The organism is Methylotenera sp., from assembly GCF_029946165.1.
Taxonomy (GTDB): Bacteria; Pseudomonadota; Gammaproteobacteria; order Burkholderiales; family Methylophilaceae; genus Methylotenera.
In genome coordinates, this window is sequence record NZ_JAQSDZ010000001.1 from 255,833 (window position 1) to 279,342 (window position 23,510).

General features: G+C 41.0%; 16 protein-coding genes. 4 read left to right on the forward strand and 12 right to left on the reverse strand.

The window, feature by feature from the left end:
- Positions 1–136: 136 nt before the first annotated feature.
- The 12 genes from PSV17_RS01105 to flhD all read right to left on the reverse strand — a co-directional run bounded on the left by PSV17_RS01105 (position 137) and on the right by flhD (position 17,169).
- Positions 137–2,788: a methyl-accepting chemotaxis protein gene (locus PSV17_RS01105; protein WP_300478694.1), complete on the reverse strand. Its 2,652-nt coding sequence runs from the start codon at positions 2,786–2,788 to the stop codon at positions 137–139.
- Between the two features lie 54 nt (positions 2,789–2,842).
- On the reverse strand, positions 2,843–5,479 hold the full coding sequence (locus PSV17_RS01110) for a methyl-accepting chemotaxis protein (protein WP_300478696.1): 2,637 nt from the start codon (positions 5,477–5,479) through the stop codon (positions 2,843–2,845).
- A gap of 451 nt (positions 5,480–5,930) precedes the next feature.
- The gene (locus PSV17_RS01115) at positions 5,931–8,969 is read right to left on the reverse strand and encodes a methyl-accepting chemotaxis protein (protein ID WP_300478698.1); all 3,039 of its coding nucleotides are present in this window, start codon (positions 8,967–8,969) and stop codon (positions 5,931–5,933) included.
- Positions 8,970–9,017: 48 nt separating this feature from the next.
- Positions 9,018–9,536 carry a chemotaxis protein CheW gene (locus tag PSV17_RS01120; RefSeq protein WP_300478701.1) on the reverse strand — a complete coding sequence of 173 codons (519 nt, stop codon included), beginning with the start codon at positions 9,534–9,536 and terminating at the stop codon, positions 9,018–9,020.
- A complete protein-coding gene (gene cheA, locus PSV17_RS01125; protein WP_300478704.1) occupies positions 9,533–11,914 on the reverse strand; it encodes a chemotaxis protein CheA in 2,382 nt (793 codons plus the stop codon). Before cheA ends, PSV17_RS01120 begins: the two co-directional genes overlap by 4 nt.
- A 112-nt stretch (positions 11,915–12,026) precedes the next feature.
- Positions 12,027–12,395: a response regulator gene (locus PSV17_RS01130; protein ID WP_300478707.1), complete on the reverse strand. Its 369-nt coding sequence runs from the start codon at positions 12,393–12,395 to the stop codon at positions 12,027–12,029.
- A gap of 165 nt (positions 12,396–12,560) precedes the next feature.
- Positions 12,561–13,103, reverse strand: a complete 543-nt coding sequence (locus PSV17_RS01135) for a chemotaxis protein (protein WP_300478709.1) — start codon at positions 13,101–13,103, stop codon at positions 12,561–12,563.
- Positions 13,104–13,191: 88 nt separating this feature from the next.
- A complete protein-coding gene (motB, locus tag PSV17_RS01140; protein ID WP_300478712.1) occupies positions 13,192–14,124 on the reverse strand; it encodes a flagellar motor protein MotB in 933 nt (310 codons plus the stop codon).
- 42 nt (positions 14,125–14,166) lie between these two features.
- Positions 14,167–15,027 (reverse strand): flagellar motor stator protein MotA, encoded by an 861-nt coding sequence (motA, locus tag PSV17_RS01145; RefSeq protein WP_300478715.1) that lies wholly within the window; start codon positions 15,025–15,027, stop codon positions 14,167–14,169.
- 264 nt (positions 15,028–15,291) lie between these two features.
- Complete coding sequence (locus PSV17_RS01150) at positions 15,292–16,158, reverse strand: class I SAM-dependent methyltransferase (protein ID WP_300478718.1); 867 nt, start codon at positions 16,156–16,158, stop codon at positions 15,292–15,294.
- A gap of 86 nt (positions 16,159–16,244) precedes the next feature.
- The gene (flhC, locus tag PSV17_RS01155) at positions 16,245–16,802 is read right to left on the reverse strand and encodes a flagellar transcriptional regulator FlhC (RefSeq protein WP_300478721.1); all 558 of its coding nucleotides are present in this window, start codon (positions 16,800–16,802) and stop codon (positions 16,245–16,247) included.
- Positions 16,803–16,848: 46 nt separating this feature from the next.
- Positions 16,849–17,169, reverse strand: a complete 321-nt coding sequence (flhD, locus tag PSV17_RS01160) for a flagellar transcriptional regulator FlhD (RefSeq protein ID WP_300478724.1) — start codon at positions 17,167–17,169, stop codon at positions 16,849–16,851.
- Positions 17,170–17,898: 729 nt separating this feature from the next.
- On the opposite strand from flhD, the gene flhB reads away from it, so the two are divergent.
- From flhB to PSV17_RS01180, 4 genes are read left to right on the forward strand one after another with little or no spacing between them, the layout of a single operon-like run.
- Positions 17,899–19,098 (forward strand): flagellar biosynthesis protein FlhB, encoded by a 1,200-nt coding sequence (flhB, locus tag PSV17_RS01165; RefSeq protein ID WP_300478726.1) that lies wholly within the window; start codon positions 17,899–17,901, stop codon positions 19,096–19,098.
- Complete coding sequence (flhA, locus tag PSV17_RS01170; protein WP_300478729.1) at positions 19,098–21,182, forward strand: flagellar biosynthesis protein FlhA; 2,085 nt, start codon at positions 19,098–19,100, stop codon at positions 21,180–21,182. Before flhB ends, flhA begins: the two co-directional genes overlap by 1 nt.
- The gene (gene flhF / locus PSV17_RS01175) at positions 21,179–22,684 is read left to right on the forward strand and encodes a flagellar biosynthesis protein FlhF (protein ID WP_300478732.1); all 1,506 of its coding nucleotides are present in this window, start codon (positions 21,179–21,181) and stop codon (positions 22,682–22,684) included. Before flhA ends, flhF begins: the two co-directional genes overlap by 4 nt.
- The gene (locus tag PSV17_RS01180) at positions 22,677–23,510 is read left to right on the forward strand and encodes a MotR (protein WP_300478735.1); all 834 of its coding nucleotides are present in this window, start codon (positions 22,677–22,679) and stop codon (positions 23,508–23,510) included. The genes flhF and PSV17_RS01180 overlap by 8 nt, the downstream gene beginning before the upstream one ends.

Below are 23,510 nucleotides of genomic sequence, written 5' to 3' on the forward strand. Positions count from 1 at the left end.
ACGGTTTAATAACTTTTAAATTTAAATACAGACGCAAAGGTTTCATAAGCGCTATGATGCTAGAAAAGTCATATGTAAGAGCTGCGCCCCATCGGGAATAATGATGCAATCTCGACGAGGCACTTAATGAAAATACTTAAAACTCTTCCCACTCGCTGTCGTTCGTACCCGTCTTGGCAGCAGCTCTGACTGAAGACTCTTTTTTATCAGAGCTTGATTGAATACCACTGAGGTGCCTTTTAGGAGAAGGAGAAGCTTTATGCGCTGTTTTTGGTGTGCCACTATCTAGCTGAAACACACTCACTACCGCTGTCATTTCTTCAGATTGCTCCATCAGAGATTCAGCCGCTGCCGCAGCTTCTTCTACCAAGGCGGTATTTTGCTGCGTCACATCATCCATCTTCATAATGGCTTCATTAATCTGTGCGATACCAGTGCTTTGCTCGGTTGATGCCGCGGCAATCTCACCGATAATATCGGTCACTCGTTTAACTGAGCTGACAATCTCTTTCATCGTCTCGCCGGCCATTTCAACTTGTCTCGTGCCTTCTGCCGTTTTGCTCACAGAATCTGAAATAAGCTCTTTAATTTCTTTAGCAGCACTGGCAGAACGTTGCGCAAGATTGCGTACTTCTGCTGCAACCACCGCAAAGCCACGACCTTGCTCACCCGCTCGAGCCGCTTCCACTGCGGCATTCAGCGCAAGAATATTCGTTTGGAAAGCAATACCATCAATCACAGAAATAATATCTTCAATCTTTTTAGCGCTGGAATTAATCGCACTCATCGTACTCACTACGTCGCCCACGGCATCGCCACCTTTAACGGCCACACCTGAGGCTGCAATAGCCAATTGATTCGCTTGTTTAGCATTGTCTGCATTTTGTTTAACAGTAGATGAGAGTTGATCCATGCTTGAGGCCGTGCGTTCTAAACTAGCCGCTTGATCTTCAGTGCGACGTGATAAATCTGCGTTACCTTGTGCAATCTCTTTAGCTGCAGTATTAATCGCTTCAGCAGATTGTTTAACCGTCACAATTGGTTTAACAATCATCTCTAAGGTTTCATTCATACCAATCACGATTTTGCGATAGTCGCCTAAATGCCTATCGGTATCAGCGCGCACCATCACGCGACCTTCACGAGCGGCATCTGCTAACAGTTGCGCATCTTCATTCAATGCTTTCAAATTACTACGCACTTGCTCAATCGCTTCATTCACGAAAACTTTTTTTCCTGGGAAAATTTCTAGTGGTGCATCAAAATTACCTTCACCAAACTCTTTAACGCAAGCTAAAGCTTTTTCAGTAAGTTCTAGTTGACCGCCTACAATTTTATTCACTGACGTGGCAATTTCACTAAAGCCACCTTTAAACATATGCGCATGCAAACTCATGTCGATATTGCCTTGCTCATGTTCAGCTGTTACCCATTTCACTGAGTCTACAATCCCTTTAAGTTTGCCGTTCAATCGGTCTAAATTCTTATTGATTTCGGCTTTTTTACCTGGAAATTGTTGCATCTTAACTTCAAAATCACCATCGCCAAGTGCGCGAATTAATTGAATCATTTGATTTTTTTCTTGAACATGACCACCGACCATGGTATTCACACCATGCGCCATTTGCGCATATGCACCTTTGTATTTTGCCTCATCAATCACGACATCTACATCACCAGCGTCATGCTCTTTAGACATGTAATCCATGTCGGCTATAACGGTTTTAATGTTGCTACGTAATTGCTCTACGCTATCGTTAATAAATACTCGTTGACCAGGAAATCGCTCTAATGGTGCTTCAAAATTGCCGTTAGCAAACTCAGAGATACAGGCTGTAACTTTGCGCATTACTTCAGCCTGATTATTCGCCATTTCATTCACGTTTTCTGCCATAGCTTTATAGCTACCCAGAAATTTATGTGTGTTGATATTCGCTTTGATATTGCCAGCTTTGTTTTCAACAGACATTGCACTTTGCTCATCAATCACGGCCTTAAGTGTTTGCTGCATGGTGTGCATTGCTGCCATTAAACTGCCAGCACTACCTTTTTGTATGTCTATATGACGATTCAAATCGCCTTCAGCGATATTTTTTGCAATTGCTGCCACTTCCTCTGGCTCACCACCTAATTGTTTACGTAGATTACGGGTAATCATAAAACCAATGATTCCGATAGCTAGTAAAGCTAATGCGCCACTAATTAACGAAACATTTCTGGCTGATTCTTTAACAACTGCGGCATCGTCAGCCATACTTTTACCCAACGCAACTTTATAATCAATATGCGCTGCAATGCTGTTATTAGCTTTTTCTGCAGTCTCGCGAATGTCGATATAGAGCTGTTGTGCCCCGGCTTTTTCGTTGATTCTTGACGACGCTAATATTGGCTCCAAACGTGCATAATATTCTTTCAAGTTAGCTTTATCAGCCTCGAGCATTTGCTTCTCTTTATCGTCAGATAAATAGGTTTCATACCCTTGAAAAAGCATGTCAAGCTCACTTTGCAACTTCTTAATAGTCACATCAATCTCAGCCGTTTTGGCAGCATCTTCAATAATGGTGTGATTTGCCGTGTTAATCTGTAAACTATTAAATTTATTTTTTACCTGATCTAACACAAGAATACTAGGTGTTATATTCGTATTAGCGAAATTAGTTTCGGCGTAAACTTTTTCCATTTGATGCTGGCTTAATGCCATCCCACCTATCAATCCAGTCATGGCGATAAAAGTTAGTAACAACATTTTTCTAGCGATAGTCATTTTCATTTTCATTTTCATTTTCATTTTGTTCTCACATTTCGATACAAATACTTAGTTAATAAAGCTTACCAACTGATACTAAAACTCTTCCCACTCGTCATCATTGGTGCCATTTTTAGTCACTAGTTTAGGTGCCGGCCTGCTTGCTACCGCTTGCACCTTCTTAACTGTGGTTCGCAATGGGCTGCTCACTGCTCGGCGATTATCACTAGATCTACCAGTATTATTTAACTTAAATACGCTCACCACATCAGAAAGCTGTATCGCTTGTTCAACTAGGCTTTCTGCGGCGGCGGCGGCTTGCTCAACTAGCGCAGCATTCTGTTGTGTCACTTCATCCATGCTGGTAATCGCCGTATTAACTTGGTCTATGCCTGCGCTTTGCTCTACTGAGGCCGCAGTGATCTCTCCCATAATGTCTGTCACGCGTTGTACCGACGACACGATCTCTGCCATGGTTTTACCCGCTTGCTCCACTTGTAAAGTTCCTTCGGCAGTTTTGCTTACTGAATCTGAAATAAGCTCTTTAATTTCTTTAGCAGCACTGGCAGAACGTTGCGCGAGGTTACGCACTTCACCAGCCACCACTGCAAATCCTCGACCTTGTTCACCCGCACGGGCTGCTTCCACCGCAGCATTAAGGGCTAGGATATTGGTTTGGAAGGCAATGCCGTCAATCACGGAAATAATATCTTCAATCTTTTTAGCGCTGCTGTTGATGGCGCTCATGGTGTTAACCACTTGACCAACGACCTGGCCCCCTTTCACCGCAACGCCTGAAGCGGTGACAGCAAGTTGGTTAGCTTGTTTGGCATTTTCAGCATTGTTTTTTACGGTTGAAGCTAGCTGTTCCATACTAGCAGCGGTTTCTTCTAGACTGGAAGCTTGTTGTTCTGTGCGTTGTGATAGGTCGTTATTGCCAGTAGCAATTTCATTGGCGGCAGTGGTAATAGTTTCTATGGCCTCTTTAACCGCTGCAATTGGCGCTACGATGGTTTCTAGTGTGGCGTTCACACCTTCTACCACTTTGCGGAAGTCACCTTGATGAAGCGAAGCATCCGCACGTACACTGACTCTTCCATCGGCGGCTGCTTGGGCCAGCATGTTAGCGTCTTCAACCAAGCGGTTAACTGCTTCGATACAATGATTTAAGTTATCTTTGATGATATTAAAATCACCTTTGTAATGCTCGCTTATCTTAGCGGGGATATCACCTTTAGAAATGCTATCAACACAGTTTGCGGTAACGTTTAATGGTCCAATGACTGAGTCTAATGTGTTGTTCACACCTTCTACAATTTTACGGAAATCACCTTGGTGCTTTGCTGCATCCGCACGGGTCGATAATTGGCCTTGATCAGCAGCCTCGGCAAGCATAGCGGCATCTACTACCAAGGCATTAACGGCATCAATACATTGATTTAGATTATCTTTAATGGCGTTAAAATCACCCTGGTAAGTCTCGGTGATTTTACTTGGGATATTGCCTTTAGAGATATCGTCGACATATTTTGCGGCCATATTTAAAGGCACAATGACTGCGTCTAAAGTCTCATTCACACCTTCTACGATCTTACGGAAATCACCTTGATGTTTACTTGCATCGGCTCGAACAGCTAAATGACCTTCTACTGCGGATTTAGAGAGCGCGTTAACATCGTTAACCAATGCATTTATGTTGGCTCTTACTTGTTCAATCGCTTCGTTTACAAAAGCTTTTTTACCTGGAAACTTCTCTAATGTGGCGCCAAGATTACCTTCGCCAAAAGATTTCACACAGGCTAACGCCTTTCTGTTCATGTCGATATGACCAGCCACCATCTTATTCACGCCAGCCGCCATATCGGCATAGCCACCTTTGAATCGACTGACGTCAACATTGACATCAATATCCCCTGCATCATGCTGTGCACTCACATATTGCAATGATTGCACAATGCCATCTAAAGTCCTTTGTAAAGACTTTATCGAGTAAGCCACGCTCAACTTATCATTGTCAGCTACTATAATTTTTTGAGTCAAATTGCCATCAGCAAAATTCTTGGCTAGCAAGGCTAAGTCTGCAGGGTCACTACCCAACTGCTTAATTAAACCACGTGTAATGTATACGCCGAGCAAAACGATAATAGACAAAATTAAGCCTGAAATCACCAAAGACTGAACCACTGCTTCATTTTTAATGGTGGCCGCTTTTTCAGCGCTATCATTACCTAATTTAACGTTATAGTTACGATGATTGCTAATTGCGTTTTGTACGCTAGAAATCATATTTCCACTCGCGAGCAAAATGCTTCTAGCATTATCTTTGTCATTAGCTAAAGAGGTAGTGAGTACCTGACCACCCATTTCATCAAATGCCGCTAGCGCCGCACGGTCAGCGACTATCATTTCAGCATCTTTTTTATCTGCCACCATGGTCTTTTCATACTGGGCTAGGTTATCCATCAACGCTTTGTGTTCTGCCGCAACCTTGGCTTCAATTTCGACCATTTTGTCATTATCCAAGCTAGCCATATGTTGCCAAACTAAGCTATTCATTGCTTCAAAATGCGCTAATGCCTCATCCAATAATTGCACGCTTGGCACAGCATTCGTATTGGCAAAGTTAGTTATAATATAGACTTGGTTAATTTTATATAAACCAATACCCGCCAGTGACACCATGCCCAAAGCCGCAGCCAGTATCAACATATACATTTTCTTTGTCATACTCATTTTATTACTCCAATTTATTGGGCTGTTTAACGTAAATTAACCAGTGATCTGAAAAATTAATTTAAGTCTTTAAAACCGCTTAAACAAACTATCGCCATTACCCTAATATTGATCAGATTATCTATAGCTTTAATACAATTTCCATATAGTGATTTTCCTCTTCGGTCGCAATATTTGAATTGCCAAACAAAGCAGTAAATGCGCATCATCTTTAAGGTTTAGCTTTTATTTAGTCCTAGCAATATGTTAATAGGAGCCACTTAAGCGACGATATGGCAAAAAGCCGAGAAGGTAATTATTGGAAATTAATCGCAAAACCTCATATGTGTTATTACGTCATTTCTGTTTAAATCTTGAGTGAATATTGAAAATAATTATTCAACCAATAAGCATAAAAAAAACAGCACCGATAGGTGCTGTTTTTTTAATTGCTTATATTACTAAATCACAATTAAAATTCTGCCCACTCATTATCATCTGTGCCAGTTTTAGTTACTACTTTAGCAGGTGCTTGTTTTGCAGCAGGCTTAGATTTATTATCACTTGAAGCTAAACGTAATGGTGCTCGGCTTTTAGCATTATGTGAAGAGGATGAAGAACCTCCCATTAATTTAAACACACTTACGACTTCAATTAAGCTCACGGCCTGATCAACTAATGACTCAGCTGCTGCTGCAGCCTGTTCAACAAGCGCAGCATTTTGTTGCGTCACTTCATCCATGCTAGTCACCGCTTGGTTTACTTGGTCTATCCCTGCGCTTTGCTCTACAGAGGCAGCAGTGATTTCACCCATAATGTCTGTTACGCGTTGAACGGAAGACACGATCTCTGCCATGGTTTTACCCGCTTGCTCTACTTGTGAAGTACCTTCGGCAGTTTTGCTCACTGAGTCTGAAATTAACTCTTTGATTTCTTTGGCGGCACTAGCAGAGCGTTGAGCTAGGTTACGTACCTCACCAGCCACCACTGCAAATCCCCGACCTTGTTCACCTGCACGGGCTGCTTCAACCGCAGCGTTAAGTGCAAGAATGTTGGTTTGGAAGGCAATGCCATCAATCACAGAAATAATATCTTCAATCTTTTTAGCGCTGCTGTTGATGGCGCTCATGGTATTGACCACTTGACCGACAACTTCGCCACCTTTAACAGCTACGCCTGAAGCCGCAGCGGCCAGTTGGTTGGCTTGCTTGGCGTTTTCTGCGTTGTTTTTTACGGTTGAAGCTAACTGCTCCATGCTTGCTGCAGTTTCTTCTAGGCTTGAGGCTTGTTGTTCTGTGCGTTGTGAAAGATCGTTATTGCCAGATGATATTTCACCAGCTGCGGTGTTAATTGTATCGCCGGCTTCACGTACTTCTACAATCACTTCAGTCATTTTATCCATTAAGGCATTCACACCATCGCAAAGTAAGGCAATTGCGCCGGATTTGCCATCTAATGAAACACGGCTTGATAGATCGCCTGTTTTTGCGCTTTCAATAATGGCTTGGGTTTCTGCAACCGCCTCTGCCAATACCGCCGCATTTTGATGCTGTTCGGTAATATCAGTAGCATATTTAACCACTTTAAAAGGCTTGCCGTTCATGTCCATAATCGGGTTGTAGCTGGCTTGTAACCATACTTCTTTACCGCCCTTGCCGATGCGTTTGTATTGGCCTTCATCAGCAATGCCTTTATTTAGTTTATCCCAAAAGGCTTTGTATTCATGGCTGGCTTTATAAGCCGGTTCTACAAACATGCTGTGATGATTACCTACGATTTCTTTTTCGCTGTAACCTGTCACATTGGCAAAGTTTTCATTGACTGCGATAACTTTGCCGGTTAAATCAAATTCAATCACACCTTGGATTTTGCCAATAGCTGCAAGTTGACCAGCATTATCGGCCGCCATTAATTTTTGCTCCGTAATATCCATTGTGTAATTAACAATTTTGTATGGCTTACCTTTCAAATCATAAATTGGGTTATATGACGCTTGAATCCAAACTTCACGACCATCTTTAGTAATTCGCTTATATTGGCCGGTATCGGTGCCACCACTTACCAACTTGGCCCATAAAGCTTTATAGCTATCACTATTGGCAAATGTTGGATCTAATACCATGCTGATGTGCTTGCCTAATAATTCACTCTCTTTGTAGCCCAACATATCCAAATATACTTGGTTTGCTTTAGTAACTATGCCGTCTAAACACACTTCTATAATGCCTTGCGACTTATCAATGGCAGAAATTTGGCCTTCAAAGTCAGCATTCTTTAATTTTTGTTCAGTGATGTCATAAGCGTATTTCACCACTTTATATGGCTTACCTGCTGCAGATAAAATTGGGTTGTAAGTACCATCTATCCAAACTTCTTTGCCATTTTTACCTATGCGTAGATATTGCCCCGTAACCGCTTCACCTCGATTAAGTGTTTCCCAAAACTGGCGATACTCCGCACTGTTTTTATAAGCGCTGTCCACAAAAGCACTGTGGTGTTGACCAATAGCCTCACTGGCGCTGTAGCCTAATATATTTAAGAAAATATTATTAGCTGCAATCACCTTGCCATCTAAGCTAAATTCAATCACGCCCATAGATTTGCTAATAGCAGCTAGTTGGTTTTCATATAAAGTGGACTGATCTGCCACTTGAGCGGCCAAGGCACGTTGATCACCAATGTCTTTCTTAAGCTTGGCTTGCATGCTTTTTAACGACTGCAGTACGATGCTAAGTTCATCCTTACCCTGCGCATCAATCGGCGTTTCGAAGTTACCATCGGCAATTTTATCAAATACTTCAATGGATTTTTGCAATGGCTTGGTAATAGAACGTGTAATGATTAACCCTAAGAATATGAGCAAAGCCGTAGCGCCTAACAATCCTAGCAATGTCATAGTACGTATGCTATCGAAGCGCTTTACAGCGTCCTGATAAGATTTTGTTGCTGCTTTAGATTGAAAATTAGTTAAAGTTTCAAGACTAGGTCCTGCTGCCGCGTATAGGTCGCTTGCTTTTCCTGATAACGCTTTTGCCGCTTCATAATCTCCAGCACGCAATGCAATAATTGAGGGTTTTAAAGCTTCTTTAACAAACTTACTGCGATTTTCAGTGAATCGATCAGCTAAACTTTTTTCCTCAGCTGTTAACCCACTTGCCATGTAGCTTTTCCAGATATTAGTAATCTTTTCAATATTGTGCTCAATCGCATCAGCTGACTTAATGGCTTGATCATGATTCATTTCTAATGAAATGTTTTGTTCAGTCACAATTATGCTGACGTCACTTAATGCCGTCCTCAAATAGGTGCGGTTTTCTAACATCAAATTTGAGATTTTCCCCAAATCTTCAACAGGCTTCATACGTTTTTCATACACATTTTTTAACGCGTAGTTTTGTGTACCCAATTCGTAAAGGCCGATTCCTGCCTGCGCTAACACCACAACAGATGCTATAACGATGACGATCATTAGTCGTTTACCAACTTTGAGCGATTGTATAGAAAAATTCATTTTAACTTTTCCTTGATAAAGTGACTTTGTATTTATTCATAATCTTAATTAATGCACCGCTAATGAATCCATAAGCTCCATCTCCTGGCTGCTCATTAATTGCTCGATATCCACCAAAATAAACATTTGTTCCTCAACCGAAGCTAAACCTACAATGTATTTTGTGTCGATATTTGAAACTAAAGAAGGCACCTCACGGATCTGTTCTTCTTTAAGAGCCATAACATCTGAAACGCCATCGACCACAATGCCAACTACCCGACCATTTAGATTAAGAATAATCACCACGGTAAACTCATCGTATTCCACTTTTCCTAAGTGAAACTTGATGCGCAAATCGACAATTGGCACGATTTTTCCGCGTAAATTGACCACGCCTTTAATGAACTCTGGCGTATTGGCAATTTGTGTCACGGCATCGTAACCACGAATTTCTTGTACTTTTAAAATCTCTAAACCATACTGTTCTTCACCTAATACAAAAGTGAGGTACTCACCCGCTGCGTTTCTTAATTTGACTGATGAAGGGGCTGAATTATTTGGTCTGCTGACGTTTTCTGTGCTCATTTTGTAAGCTCCTTAGGGATTACTTGGTTTTCTATTGGTTGTGCTTTTTGGTAGTGTGAAAATGGTGGTGCGCCAGTCAGGTAATTAGTTGTCTGTCCCATTTGAATAATGGCAGAAACGTCTAAAATCAACGCAACACAACCATCACCCATGATGGTAGCTCCTGATACGCCTGGCACTTTTCTGTAATTGGTTTCTAAACTCTTAATCACCACTTGTTGCTGTCCGACCAACCTATCCACAAACAAGGCCGATTTTTTGCCATCTGATTCCAGCAACACTAATACACCTTGTGTTGGATCGGTAATTTCAGTGGGGTGATTAAACAAACTGTGCAATGCAATAATCGGTAAGTATTCACCGCGTACATGCACCATGCGACCTTCTCCAGTCACTGTTTTAATGTCTTCCGCACGTGGTTGTAGGGTTTCTACAATAAGGTTAAGTGGTATCACATAGATGCTATTGCCTAGCGATACTGACATACCGTCTAAGATTGCGAGTGTGAGTGGCAATGCAATTGAAATAGTGGTGCCAAAACCCAGTGCAGAACGAATTTCTACCACACCATTCATGGCAGTAATATTTCGTTTCACCACGTCCATACCCACACCACGACCAGAAACATCTGTCACAACCTCTGCGGTTGAAAAGCCTGGCGCGAAAATCAGATTAAACACATCGGTATCACTCATACTTTCGCTCACTGGCAAGCCATTTTTAGCGGCTTTTGCTAATAGCTTGTCACGACTTAAACCAGCGCCATCATCAGTCACTTCAATAACAATACTGCCACCTTTGTGCGCAGCTGACAGTGTTAGCGTTCCAGTCTCGGCCTTACCCGCAGCCCTACGGCCTTCAGGGGTTTCAATACCATGGTCAACACTGTTGCGCACTAAGTGCGTTAATGGATCGACAATGCGTTCGATAAGGCCTTTGTCCAATTCAGTTGTAGCCCCAACCGTTACAAATTCCACTTTTTTGCCTAATTTTGCAGCTAAATCTCTCACCATACGAGGGAAGCGTGAGAATACAAAATCCATCGGCATCATCCGAATCGACATCACAGATTCCTGTAGATCACGAGTGTTACGTGTGAGTTGTCCTACACTGTTAATTAGCGGTTCGTGTTGCACTGGGTCTAGTTGGCTGATACGTTGTTCTATCATCGCTTGTGTAATAACTAGCTCGCCTACTAAGTTAATTAGTTGGTCTACTTTTTCTATGCCAACTCGGATAGATGAAGACTCTGCGCTCGCAGGTGCTTTATCTGATTCACGACGACCTTGATTGCGTCTATCAGTGGCTTCTGAGGCCGCGGTGTCTGCTGCGGATTTAGCGGCTGCCGCCTTAACAAGCTCAGCTTTGCCAGAGTTTGCTTCTGTAGCCACGGTGTCATCACCGATTAAATTAGCAACGACAGCATCTTTATGTGGCACAAATGGTGCAAAGAAGCCGTAGCCTTCTTCCACGCTTTCTTTACCTTCTTCAGCAAATAAGCCATAACCCACTTCTTCATGAATCTTGACTCCAGAAGTACTAGCAGGTGCATTCACTGCAGCAGGTTTTACATCATCTTCAAATAGACCGAACCCTGCAACCTCAACTACCGCTGGTATAGCTTCTGCTGTTACGGCTGGCGCACTCACAGCTGCGTTTACAGTAATCACTAAATCATCAGGGTCTAATACAAAAGAGCAGATTGAAATAATGTCTGCTTGAGTTGAATCTGTTGTGAGCTTAAATACGTAACGATTACTTTCATTTTGACTAGACTCAACATCACCTAATAAGCCTAATTCTTCTTTTAGGTTATTCATGTCTTTTTCAGTGACTTCAGGCAAAACGATATTAAAACGAGTTAAGCCATCATCAGGCACTGCGGCAATCACAGGGTCAACGGGTTTAGGAGCCTCCACAACTGGAGCAGCTATGACTGGTGAAGTCTCTGGTGCAGGCGCAGTTTTGGCTGGCTTAATCACAACACCGCCTGCTTCAGAGAGCTGCTTTAACATCATTTTTACATCAGCAACTTGCTCTTGATCGACTTCTGTGGCTAATCTATGTCCATCAACTTCCATTTTTAGCACGTCTTTTGCAGCCAAAAATGCATCCACATGTTCGGCAGTGAGCGCCATTTCATTTTTGCGGATTTTATCTAAGAGATTTTCTAGCACATGGGTAATTTCAGTCATGTCCATAAAGCCAAAAGTGGCAGCGCCACCTTTAATAGAATGGGCTGCGCGAAAAATCGCATTTAACTCTTCAGTATCAGGGCTTTCTATATCGATACTAAGAAGTAAACGTTCAGCTTCAGCTAATAGCTCTTCTGCTTCATCAAAGAAGACTTCGTAAAACTGACTCATATCAATTGTCATTGCTGTACTCCATATATCTATTTAGCTACTAAGTAGGAGCGGTCTATGACCGCGAATAAATGTGACTATCAACACTCAATATTCGGGGTGTAACACCCCTCCTACAAAATTTTTACGAACCAATTACTTTTTGCACGACTTCAATTAAGCGCTTTGGATCAAAAGGCTTAACCAACCAACCATTGGCACCCGCGGCTTTACCTTTTGCTTTCATTTCATCGCTTGATTCTGTGGTGAGCATTAAAATCGGCACATTTTGATATGAACCCAACTCACGCAAGTTCTTAATCAATGTTAAACCATCCATAATTGGCATGTTTTGGTCAGTTAGCACAAGATCTACGGTCTTCTCTTTTGCTTTATCCAAGCCATCTTGTCCATCAACAGCCTGCACTACATCATAGCCAGCAGCTTTAAGACTAAATGCCACCATCTGGCGGAGAGATCCAGAGTCATCTACTGCTAGAATTGTTTTTGCCATTTCATTCACTCACTTTTTTCGTTATTAATCTTGCAAATTGTTAATAAATCACCAGAATTACTTAAATTATTTAAATCGCTGCACATTTTCTTACTATTTTTAGGTGCTATTAAAGGTTTCTCACACTACTTAACGGCAGAATTTCTTTAATTCTTAATGGTTTTGTTAAAAAAGCTCAATATCACCTGTCGACATATTTTGCTGATCAACAGAACGTCTTAATCCTCCAGAAAGTGCGCGACTACCCGCATGCAAACTGTGACTCATTTCATCTAGGAATTTAGCAATTTCTTCGTGCTCGTGCTCTGGATCTATTCCATCACTGTGATTGCCTAATTCGTTAAGCAGATCTTTTAAGCCATTGACTCGTTTGATTGTTCTTGCCAACAATTGGCTGGTGAGATCTTGAAATTGTAAGCCTGTCACTGCGGCATTCACTTCTTCTCCGATTTTGTTCTTAAACTCTTCTAATTTTTTTGCTTCATCAGCATCGAATTGATGATTCATCATCAAGCTATTTAGCACAGACTGCTGTAAGGTCACAGCTTCATGCACTGCCATAAAACTCACCCCAAGCTTTTCAATTGCCTCGCTAAGCAAGAAGGTGGTTTGTAGCAAATCTGCTTCAACTTCCACTAGATGTTGCTTGCCATGGTCTGCAACCGTGGCAAGCAAGCTCCTTAATTCAGTCATTGGTAATATTTTCATGTCAGTCTAATCTTGCCTCAAAGTGCTGTATTTCAATTTAGTGAATACGACCAGTTAAACTAATCAATTCGAATTTTTTCTAATAGCGCTATGGACTCTTAATTACTTCACCTAATATTATTGCGCTGTCTTTAGAAGGCACATTGAATGCTGCACCATCTTTTAATGCATCTTCTTCAGCCTGCTTGTTCATAATGATGATGCTGATTCGACGATTAGTCGCATTAAAAGGATTTTCTTTATCAAACAGTGCCGCAGAAGAAAGCCCAACGACGCGCATCAGTTTAGTTTCATTCATACCGCCCGCCACAAGTTCTCGACGTGAAGCATTGGCTCTATCGGATGACAACTCCCAGTTGCTATAAGACTTCTCACCATTTGGGTAAGGTGTAGCATCGGTGTGACCAGATAAACTGATTTTATTCGGCACATCATTCAAGGTTTTACCGAGCTCTTGTAATATTTCCCTGGCATAAGGTTGCATTTCAGCTTTAGAGGAATTAAACATGGGTCGGTGCTGCTCATCGACAATCTGCACACGCAGGCCATCTGAAGTAATATCCAGCAACAGTTGATCCTTAAACTTGCTTAAGGTTGTGCTATCCTCAATCGCTTTTTCTATTTTCTTTTTAAGCTCTTCTAGCTTAACTTTTTCTGCTTGCTCTAAAGCTTTTTTAGCTCCTTCAGCATCAATTGCAGTTTTCTTACCGTCTGGTCCCTCAACTTTTTTTACCTGTCCTGACTTTTTCGTAAAATCTTTACCACCGCCGCCTTTAATAATAGTGTCACTTGCTCCCATTGATGGTCCCATTAACACTTGCTTCAATGGCGTTTGAAAGTATTCAGATATACCTTCTTTTTGCTCTTTTGAAGTTGAACCTAGCAACCACATGAGTAAAAAGAATGCCATCATGGCAGTTACAAAGTCAGCGTATGCAATTTTCCACGCCCCCCCGTGATGGCCTCCGCCACCCTTTTTAATTTTTTTTACAATAATCGGTCTTACACGTTGTTCAGCCATCGCATGCTCCGTATTCGAATAATTGTTTTAGTTAACAATTAATTATTTACCTTTAGTCAGCTTAACGTGTGCTTCTAGCTCAGCAAAACCTGGGCGCTCTGTTGAATACAGTATTTTTCGACCGAACTCTACTGCAATCGCAGGCGCATAGCCATTAAGGCTAGAAATCAACGTGACTTTTACTGTGTTATACATTTTGGTGCTTTCTTCCAACTTCTGCTCTAACAAGCCTGAAAGTGGACCAACGAAACCATAAGCCAGCAAAATACCTAAGAATGTGCCGACCAGCGCGTGGCCAATCAAAATACCTAATTCTGTTGGCGGTAAACTCAAACTTTCCATGGTGTGTACAACACCCATCACGGCTGCAACAATACCAAATGCTGGCAAGGCATCGCCAAGTTTGGCTATACAATGGGCTGGTACATGGCCTTCCATATGATGTGTTTCAATTTCACTTTCCATGAGAGTTTCAATCTGAAAAGCATCCATGTTGCCAGAACCCATTAGACGCAAATAATCGGTAATAAACTCTATTAGATGGTGGTCGTGGAGTAGTTTTGGATACTTACTGAATAGCGGACTGGCTTCAGGATTTTCAACATCGTTTTCAATAGACATCATGCCGTCTTTGCGGATTTTGGCAAGAATTTCAAATAACATCGCCAGTAAATCCAAATAAAGTGTTTTAGTGTATTTTGAGCCTTTAAATAAAGTAGGAATGGCTTTACCTGTGGCCTTAAGTGCCTTAATGTCGTTACCCACAACAAATGACCCTAGCGCGCCACCAAAAATCATTAGCACCTCTAATGGTTGCCACAACCCACCCAAATGACCGCCTGCCATAGCATAGCCACCAAAAATGGTTCCGCATATAACTACGTATCCTATAATGACAAACATGTTTAATTACTCCAGACTAGTTCAATAATTTGTAGGGCTAGATAAATGAGGGTTATCTACATGATCTAAGAATATCAAGCAACGATAGAAATCAATTTGTAGAATAAAGGGCTGTTTTTAGCCTTATATTGTGAATAGTCCTTAGCCAAATATCTAAGTTGAAGTTATAAAAACACTTAGAAATAAAGCTAAATCGGAATTTATTAGAATAAAACAGAGTAGATTACTTCAGGAAAGATTACATCAGAATAGAACAAGGTCTGGTTAAGGGATTTGCCAAACATAAATTTCTGGTGTGTTTTTGTTGCTTGGGATACGCGTAGTTTCTGGCACATCTGGAATTTCAAATTCAAGACTGATCAGCAGTGTGCCAGAGCGCATTTCTTTGCTGGCCTTATCCCATAACAAGCGCATAGCCGCGGGAGATAGGTAAGCGAAAATGACATCGTATTTCGCAAAATCTAGCGCTTGGTAATTTCCCAAAATAAACTTGGCGGAGGATCTGCGGAACTTGGCGCGAATATAACTAATCATCCATGGTAATGGCGCAATCTCTATACCTTCAATTTGGCTGTCCGGCCTAGTTTTAGCCATATACATAGACATGTCGCCTAGACCACTGCCAATATCGATTAAACGCACAGGACTTTCTTGTGGAATGATACTTGCAACTTGGTGCCATACCACGGGGCGTGATGGAAAAAATGGAACTTGAGTGCGAAATGTCGTCCAAAATAGACTTAAGCTAATAATGAAACCAACAAGGTAAATCACGTTAGGGATATGCCATTGATACAAGAGCCAAGCGGCGAGCGGAAAACATAAATGTATCCAACGCCACCAACTTGCCATGCCTGCGAGATAAGAAAGTGTCGCGGCAGCTAATGCCTGCATCAACACTAAAGTGAAAATTGAGATATTTAAGCTTAGGCCAAAATAGGCGCTAGCGAAAATTACCGTCCATGTTGTTATGGCTACTGACAGTAAAGCGGCACATTGAATCAATACCGCAAGTGTCGCTGGTACTAAGCGCTTATTAGGCCTTAGCGTTGGTAACTTATTTAAAGCACTTTTTAGGAATGATTTTTTGTAGAAATAGCTACCAAAAGTAGATTTAGATTCAAATTTCAAAACAAATTTATTAAGCACTTTTTGCATAACTTGATATTTGAATACCTAATTTTGGGTAAACCGTTTACAACAGCTGTAAGTCAATATTAAGCTGGTATTGCAACTACTTTGTAAGTCAATTCTTTAGCTTTTTTAGTTTTACCTGCACGTGAAGGCACGTGGCATAAATTACATACGTATTGTTTATTTAAGTCATAATTATTCACAATAAAACTACCGCCACAGCAGTTGCAACCTTGCATTTTGAGCATTTTGCTTTCAACAAAACGAACTAATGTCCAAGCACGCGTCATTGACAGTACTGGCTCTTCATCGCCCTCTTGTTCCACTTGTTGTAAGTAAAGACTATAAGCTTTTATGATGGCATGTATGCCTTTTTCATCGGTGTAATCCACCATGAATTTATAAATATTATAGAAAATAGAGGAATGAATATTTGGCTGCCAAGTCAAGAACCAATCAGTAGAGAAAGGTAACATACCTTTTGGTGGCGATACGCCTTTTAATTCTTTGTATAGTTTGATTAAACGTTCACGAGATAAGGTTGTTTGAGATTCAAGAAGTTGTAATCTAGCACCTAATTTAATCATTTTAATCGCTAGCTGGATTTGTTCCGCTTCATTCACTACACTTTTCTTGTCCATCTTATTCTCCTCAACTTAAAATCAAACGCTAACCGCTAACTCTTGATTAATGTGCCATTGTTTCGGCATTTTGGCCGGCCATTAGAACAGCCGCATGCAAATGTGCCTGTGAGCGATCTTTTGTATAATTTGTTAACATGCCTAAAATTGCGCTATCATCAAAACGGAAACGTGCTAGCATCATGTTGGCATTGCTGAGTTTTAGTAATTGCAGATTGCTTAAGCCTTCAAGCAAATCCGCAATGTCTTTACTAATTCCTAAACGGAAAATTGCAGTGGCTTTATCTGAACGAATTAATTGTTGAGCCAACATTAAGTAATTTAAGTTCGCATCTTTAATTTCTGCCATCATTTCTGATTCGTTCATTTTATTCCCCATTCACTTTTGTTTCTATTGTAAATAATGTGTTGCGCGTATGGGTGTACTTTGAACTTGTTAACACTTCTTAACAATTAGGGTTTGTCGATTAATTAGGTAGGATAAACAGAAACGCCCTTGTAGGTGTTTGTCTTACAAACACCTACAAGGGCTAATATAATCTATATACATCAAATACTTAAACAAGAAAAAATTGTTTAAATGCGTGTAAAATATGTTAAATCTGTAATTTCATTCTAAAAATTATCCTAAAATTCTTCAAAAGTTTACAAAACCTGCTCGCTTCTACAACCTGCGCATTAATTTTTTTGCTAAAACGCTTACCTTAGGAGCGCTAACGGCAGTCATTTCAAATTCTTTAATCCAAATTAAGAAAAAATTTAAAAACACTTTCGGTTTCATCTAACAAATCTTTATCGGCAGTACTTTTGAAAACTTTAGAGAAATTTAGAAAAAATTTAAAATTTTTTTAAAAATAATTATAAGCACCTGAATTTATTAATAAAATTAAATAAATTAATTTGTAAAAAGTCACCCTTCAAGGGTCTAATTAGGTTAGATTTCACTTAAGACACTCAAGAAAGGGCTGGTTTCACCCTTTTATTCCAAAGATGCAATCGCATCCATTCACTTGATAATTCATCCCATGTAGTCAACAAAGTAATAGAAAATATTTTCTTGCTTGAATGTTGATTTGAAATAACTTTAGGAATCGTCATGGCAGAAGACAGCGATTTAGAAAAAACAGAACAGGCCTCCCCCAAGCGCTTAGATGAAGCTCGGAAAGAAGGTGACGTGCCACGCTCTCGCGAGTTGGCGACTGTAACTGTGCTTTTCACCGCTGGCTTAACCATAGTAATGATGGGTGACCACCTTAATCAAGCTTTGAAAACCACAATGAGTACTGGTTTAAAGCTTGATCGGACGGCAGCATTTGAACCCACCGTCTTATTAATGAGAACAGCTGATTCTATTTATTCATTGTTAACGGCGTTCGCACCATTAGCTTTAATTTTAGTAGCCGTCTCCATTGCAGCCCCAGTGTTGGTAGGCGGTTGGATATTTAGTGGTAAAGCATTCGTTCCAAAATTTAGCCGTTTGAATCCTATTAAAGGCTTAACCAATATTATTTCTAAAAATTCACTAGTTGAATTAGTTAAATCAATTGCAAAAGTCATGCTGGTAGGAATAGTAGCCTATACAGTGATTTCAAATGATATGGAACCGATACTTACCTTATCTTCATTGCCTTTGAAATCTGGCATCTCCGAAGTGGGGAGTTTAATGTTGACGGGATTTTTAACCATCGTCAGCACCTTAGTATTTATCGCTGCGATTGACGTGCCCTATCAACTTTATCAGTACGCTAATAAGTTAAAAATGAGTAAAGAGGAAGTTCGCCGTGAGTCTAAAGAGTCTGACGGTAATCCAGAGATTAAAGCCAAAATTCGTCAACAACAACGTGAAATGGCTAAACGCAGAATGATGTCTGAAATTCCAAACGCAGACGTGGTAATTACTAACCCTACCCATTATGCCGTAGCGATTAAATATCAAGATGAAGGTATGCGTGCTCCTATAGTTGTGGCTAAAGGTGCTGATGAAGTTGCACTTAAGATTCGTGAAATTGCTGGCGAACATAAGGTATTAATCATGGAATCACCAAAGTTGGCGCGTGCTATTTATGCACATACTGAACTTGGTAACGAAATCCCTGAAGCTTTATATTCAGCAGTGGCAGAAGTGTTGGCTTATGTGTTTCAAATGCGTATTTTCAAAAAGGATGGTGGTTTCTACCCAGAAATTCCAACAACACTTGCTGTACCAGATGCGCTGGATCCTCATAGCTTATTGCCTAAGCCTAGTGTTCTAGATAATAGTGTAGTAGAGAATGAAGAAGCAGGAGTATTCATCTAATGAACGCACTTAACTTACCTCCTTGGATGAATAAATTCGGAAGTCGTAACGTTGCGGCGCCAGCCATTATCATCTTGCTATTAGCAATGATGATATTGCCATTACCAGCAGTTATTCTAGATGTGTTGTTTAGTTTCAATATCGCCATTTCGATTATGGTATTGCTCATTGGCTTACAAACTAAAAAAGCGCTCGATTTCATCGCATTCCCAACTGTTCTATTAATGACAACCATGTTGCGTTTATCACTTAACGTAGCTTCAACTCGTGTAGTGTTAGCTGAAGGTCATAACGGCCCTGACGCTGCTGGTAAAGTAATTGAAGCATTTGGACACTTCTTAATCGGCGGTAACTACACAGTTGGTATCGTGGTATTCGTGATTCTAACTATCATCAACTTTACGGTGGTGACTAAAGGTGCTGGCCGTATTGCAGAAGTTGGCGCACGTTTTACCTTAGATGCGATGCCTGGTAAACAAATGGCGATTGACGCTGATTTAAACGCAGGTTTAATTGGCGAAGATGAAGCACGTCGCCGCCGTTCTGAAGTGAGCCAAGAGTCAGAATTTTACGGCGCTATGGATGGTGCAAGTAAATACGTACGTGGTGATGCAATCGCTGGCATCATGGTGATTATCATTAATATCGTTGGCGGTTTAGTAGTAGGCATTGTGCAACATGATTTAGCCTTTGCTGATGCGGTTAAGAACTACACCATGTTAGCGATTGGTGATGGCTTAGTAGCACAAATTCCATCACTTATCATTTCAGTGGCTGCCGGTGTGGTGGTATCACGCGTTGCTAATAACGAAGATATTGGTGGTCAGTTAGTTACACAGTTATTCTCAAACTCTAAAGTGGTGTATGTCACAGCTGGCATCATTGGCGGCATGGGTGCTATTCCAGGTATGCCACATTTTGCCTTCTTGTTATTAGCTGCAATATTAGCGGGTATTGGATACTTTATTGCTGAACAGAAAAAAGCTGAAGATGCTGAACCTGTGGTAGAAGAGAAAGTTGAAGTGCTTTCAACATTAGAAGAGGCGACTTGGGATGATGTCACGCCAGTTGATTTAATCGGCCTTGAAGTTGGCTACCGCTTGATTCCTTTGGTAGACAAAGCGCAAGGCGGTGATTTACTTAAACGCATTAAAGGTTTACGCAAAAAATTCGCGCAAGAAGTTGGTTTCTTAGCACCGACTGTGCACATTCGCGACAACTTAGAACTAAAACCTTCTAACTATAAAATCACGCTTAAAGGTGTGGAAATTGCTAGCGGTGAATCTAATTACGCTCAATTCTTAGCCATAGACCCAGGCATGGTGTCTGGCCCTTTACCCGGCACAATGACTACCGATCCGGCGTTTGGCTTACCAGCAGTGTGGATAGATAGCAACATGAAAGATGAAGCTCAAAACATGGGTTACACCGTGGTTGATGCTGGCACTGTCATTGCAACACACTTGAATCATATTATTTCTCTTCATGCTGCTGAGTTGCTTGGTCGCCAAGAAGTGCAACAATTGCTAGACCATATCAGCAAAGATTCACCAAAATTGGTTGAAGACTTAACACCAAAACTATTATCACTGTCCGTGATTCAAAAAGTATTGCAAAACTTATTATCTGAAGGCGTTCATATTCGCGATATGCGTACGATTGTAGAAACGCTTTCAGAATATGCAACGCAAACGCAAGATACCAGCGAGTTAACCGCCGTAGTGCGTGTTCAGCTAGGTCGCGCCATCGTGCAACAACTATTCCCCACTGGCAATGAAGTCACAGTAATGACGCTTGATAGCAACCTTGAGCGCTTATTAACTCAAGCAATGCAAGGCAATGGCACAGCGGGTTCAGCCATAGAGCCAGGCATGGCAGAAACATTGTCTAGACAAGCAGAAACTGCTGCTAAACAACAAGAACAAATGGGTATGACACCGGTATTACTAGTGTCAGCCCCTCTTCGCGCGGCGTTATCTAAATTCTTACGCCGCGCAGTACCGCATCTTCGTGTGTTATCGCACGACGAATTACCTGATTCAAAAACCATACGTGTTACTAGTCTTATTGGAGGTTCAGCATGAACATAAAACGATTTTTCGGAAAAAACTCACGGGAAGCACTCAGCATGGTGCGTAAAGAACTGGGAGAAAATGCGGTGATATTATCTAACCGTGCGATGAATGGTGGCAATGAAATCATGGCTTTCAAAGAAGAAGACATGAATGCTATGGTCGCCAGAGATGAAAATCAGCAGCGCTCATTTAGTGAAGAGAGCAATGATGCTCCTACTCTATTGTCTTTGCTCAGCAAAAATAATCGCAATAAATCAGCTGACATTCAGACGAGTAATAACGAGTCTTCATCAGCTGAAATTGACGATTATGATGAGATTGTAAGGCGTGCTGAATTAAAAAATAACGCTAATATGAATAGGCAAGCTGAAGTTCAAAAACAAACTGCGCCAGTAAGACAAGCGGCACCTTTAAGACAGGTTGCACCAGCAAGACAAGCTACACCAGAAAAACCAGTGATGCAACAAACTAGTCGACCAGTAGCGCCTGTCCGCCAGACAGCTAACCATAATCCGTTGCCTAGCATTCAATCTAATCAACAAATGACTGATATGTTGAATGAAATGCGTAATATGCGTAGCGTGATTGAGTCGCAACTTACGGCTATTTCTTGGGGCAATATTCAACAGCGTGATCCTATTAAATCAAAAATGTTAAGCACATTGTTATCTGCAGGCTTTAGCGCTGCACTCTCAAGACAGTTAACCGAGAAAATGCCTGGAAATCTTAGCGAAGAAAAAGCATTGGCATGGATTAAAGCTATTCTTAGCATTAATTTAAATACTATAGAAAATGAAACTGAAGTATTGGATCAAGGTGGAATTTTTGCGCTTATCGGCCCAACTGGTGTAGGTAAAACCACTACGACTGCCAAATTAGCTGCGCGTTATGTGATGAAGCATGGCACAGAAAACTTAGGCATTATCACTACAGATGCTTATCGTATTGGCGGTCATGAGCAGTTAAGAATCTACGGCAAAATTTTAGGCGTAATGGTGCATGCCGTAAAAGATGAAGCTGATTTAAAAATCGCGCTTAACGAGCTAAAAAACAAACATACCGTGCTGATTGATACCGTAGGCGTTAGTCAACGTGACCGTATGGTGACTGAGCAAATCGCTATGCTTTCCAGCACCAACATGCCTGTAAAAAAATTGTTGTGCCTTAATGCAACTAGCACAGGTGAAACACTTATTGATGTCATTAAAGCCTACAAACGTAAAGGCTTAGAAGGTTGCATCATCACAAAATTAGATGAAGCGGCTACAATCGGCAGCGCCTTAGATGTGGTGATTAGAGAAAAAATTAAACTGTATTACGTAGCGAATGGTCAACGTGTACCTGAAGATATTCATCTCGCTAATAAAGCTTTTCTGATTCAGCACGCATTAAAACTTAAATCCATTAACAATCAACCATTCCAATTTTTGAATGATGAATTGCCATTGGTAATGGGCAATACGGTTGGCAACACAATTCAAACTAAGCTAGCGGGGTTAAGCCATGTCTAATTTCCATCAAGATCAAGCAGCTGGATTGCGCCGTATTATGGCGGCACCAAAGCCAAGAGTAGTGTCGATTATCTCTGCAGATATCACACAAGATCAACCACGCATGATGACTAATTTAGCGGCTTCAATATTCGGCCAAGGTAGCGATGTGCTGGTAGTACATGCCTCGCAAGAGTCGCGTGAAGTTAAATATGGTGTAGATAAATTACCCTCATTATTTGATGTGATTTTTGAGGTGAATAACGAAGATTTTTCAATATCTGACGCCATTAGCAACACTAGCTATGGTTTTAACGTAGCTAAGCTTATGCAAAAAAGACAATTCAACATTGATATGGAAAGTGATGAATGTGAACTGACTAATCAACTGTTTAATGAGTTAGCTCATGACTATGAAATTGTGTTGGTGGATGCAACGCTTAATAAAGATAATTTACTACCGCTAAAAATTCTTAACAATGGCGAAATCATTATTCAATTAACACGTCAGCCAGAGTCTATTACCAATGCTTACACGCTCATCAAACAAATATGTAGTGAGCTGGGCAGGCGCTCTTTCGGCATTATTGTAGATAACGCAACTGATGCTCAAGCGCAAATCGTATTCCGCAATATCTCGCAAGTTGCACGACGTTTCATGCAAATAGAATTAGAGTTCTTTGGCTCTATTCCTTGTGATGACCATCTTAGCCGTGCCGCTAAACTGGGTCGTTCAGTGATTGATGCATTTCCATTAGCAAGCGCTTCAACCGCTTTTAAGCAGATTGCACAACGACTAGATTACAAACATGATGGCACCGCCATTCACCAAATGGCATCTATCTAG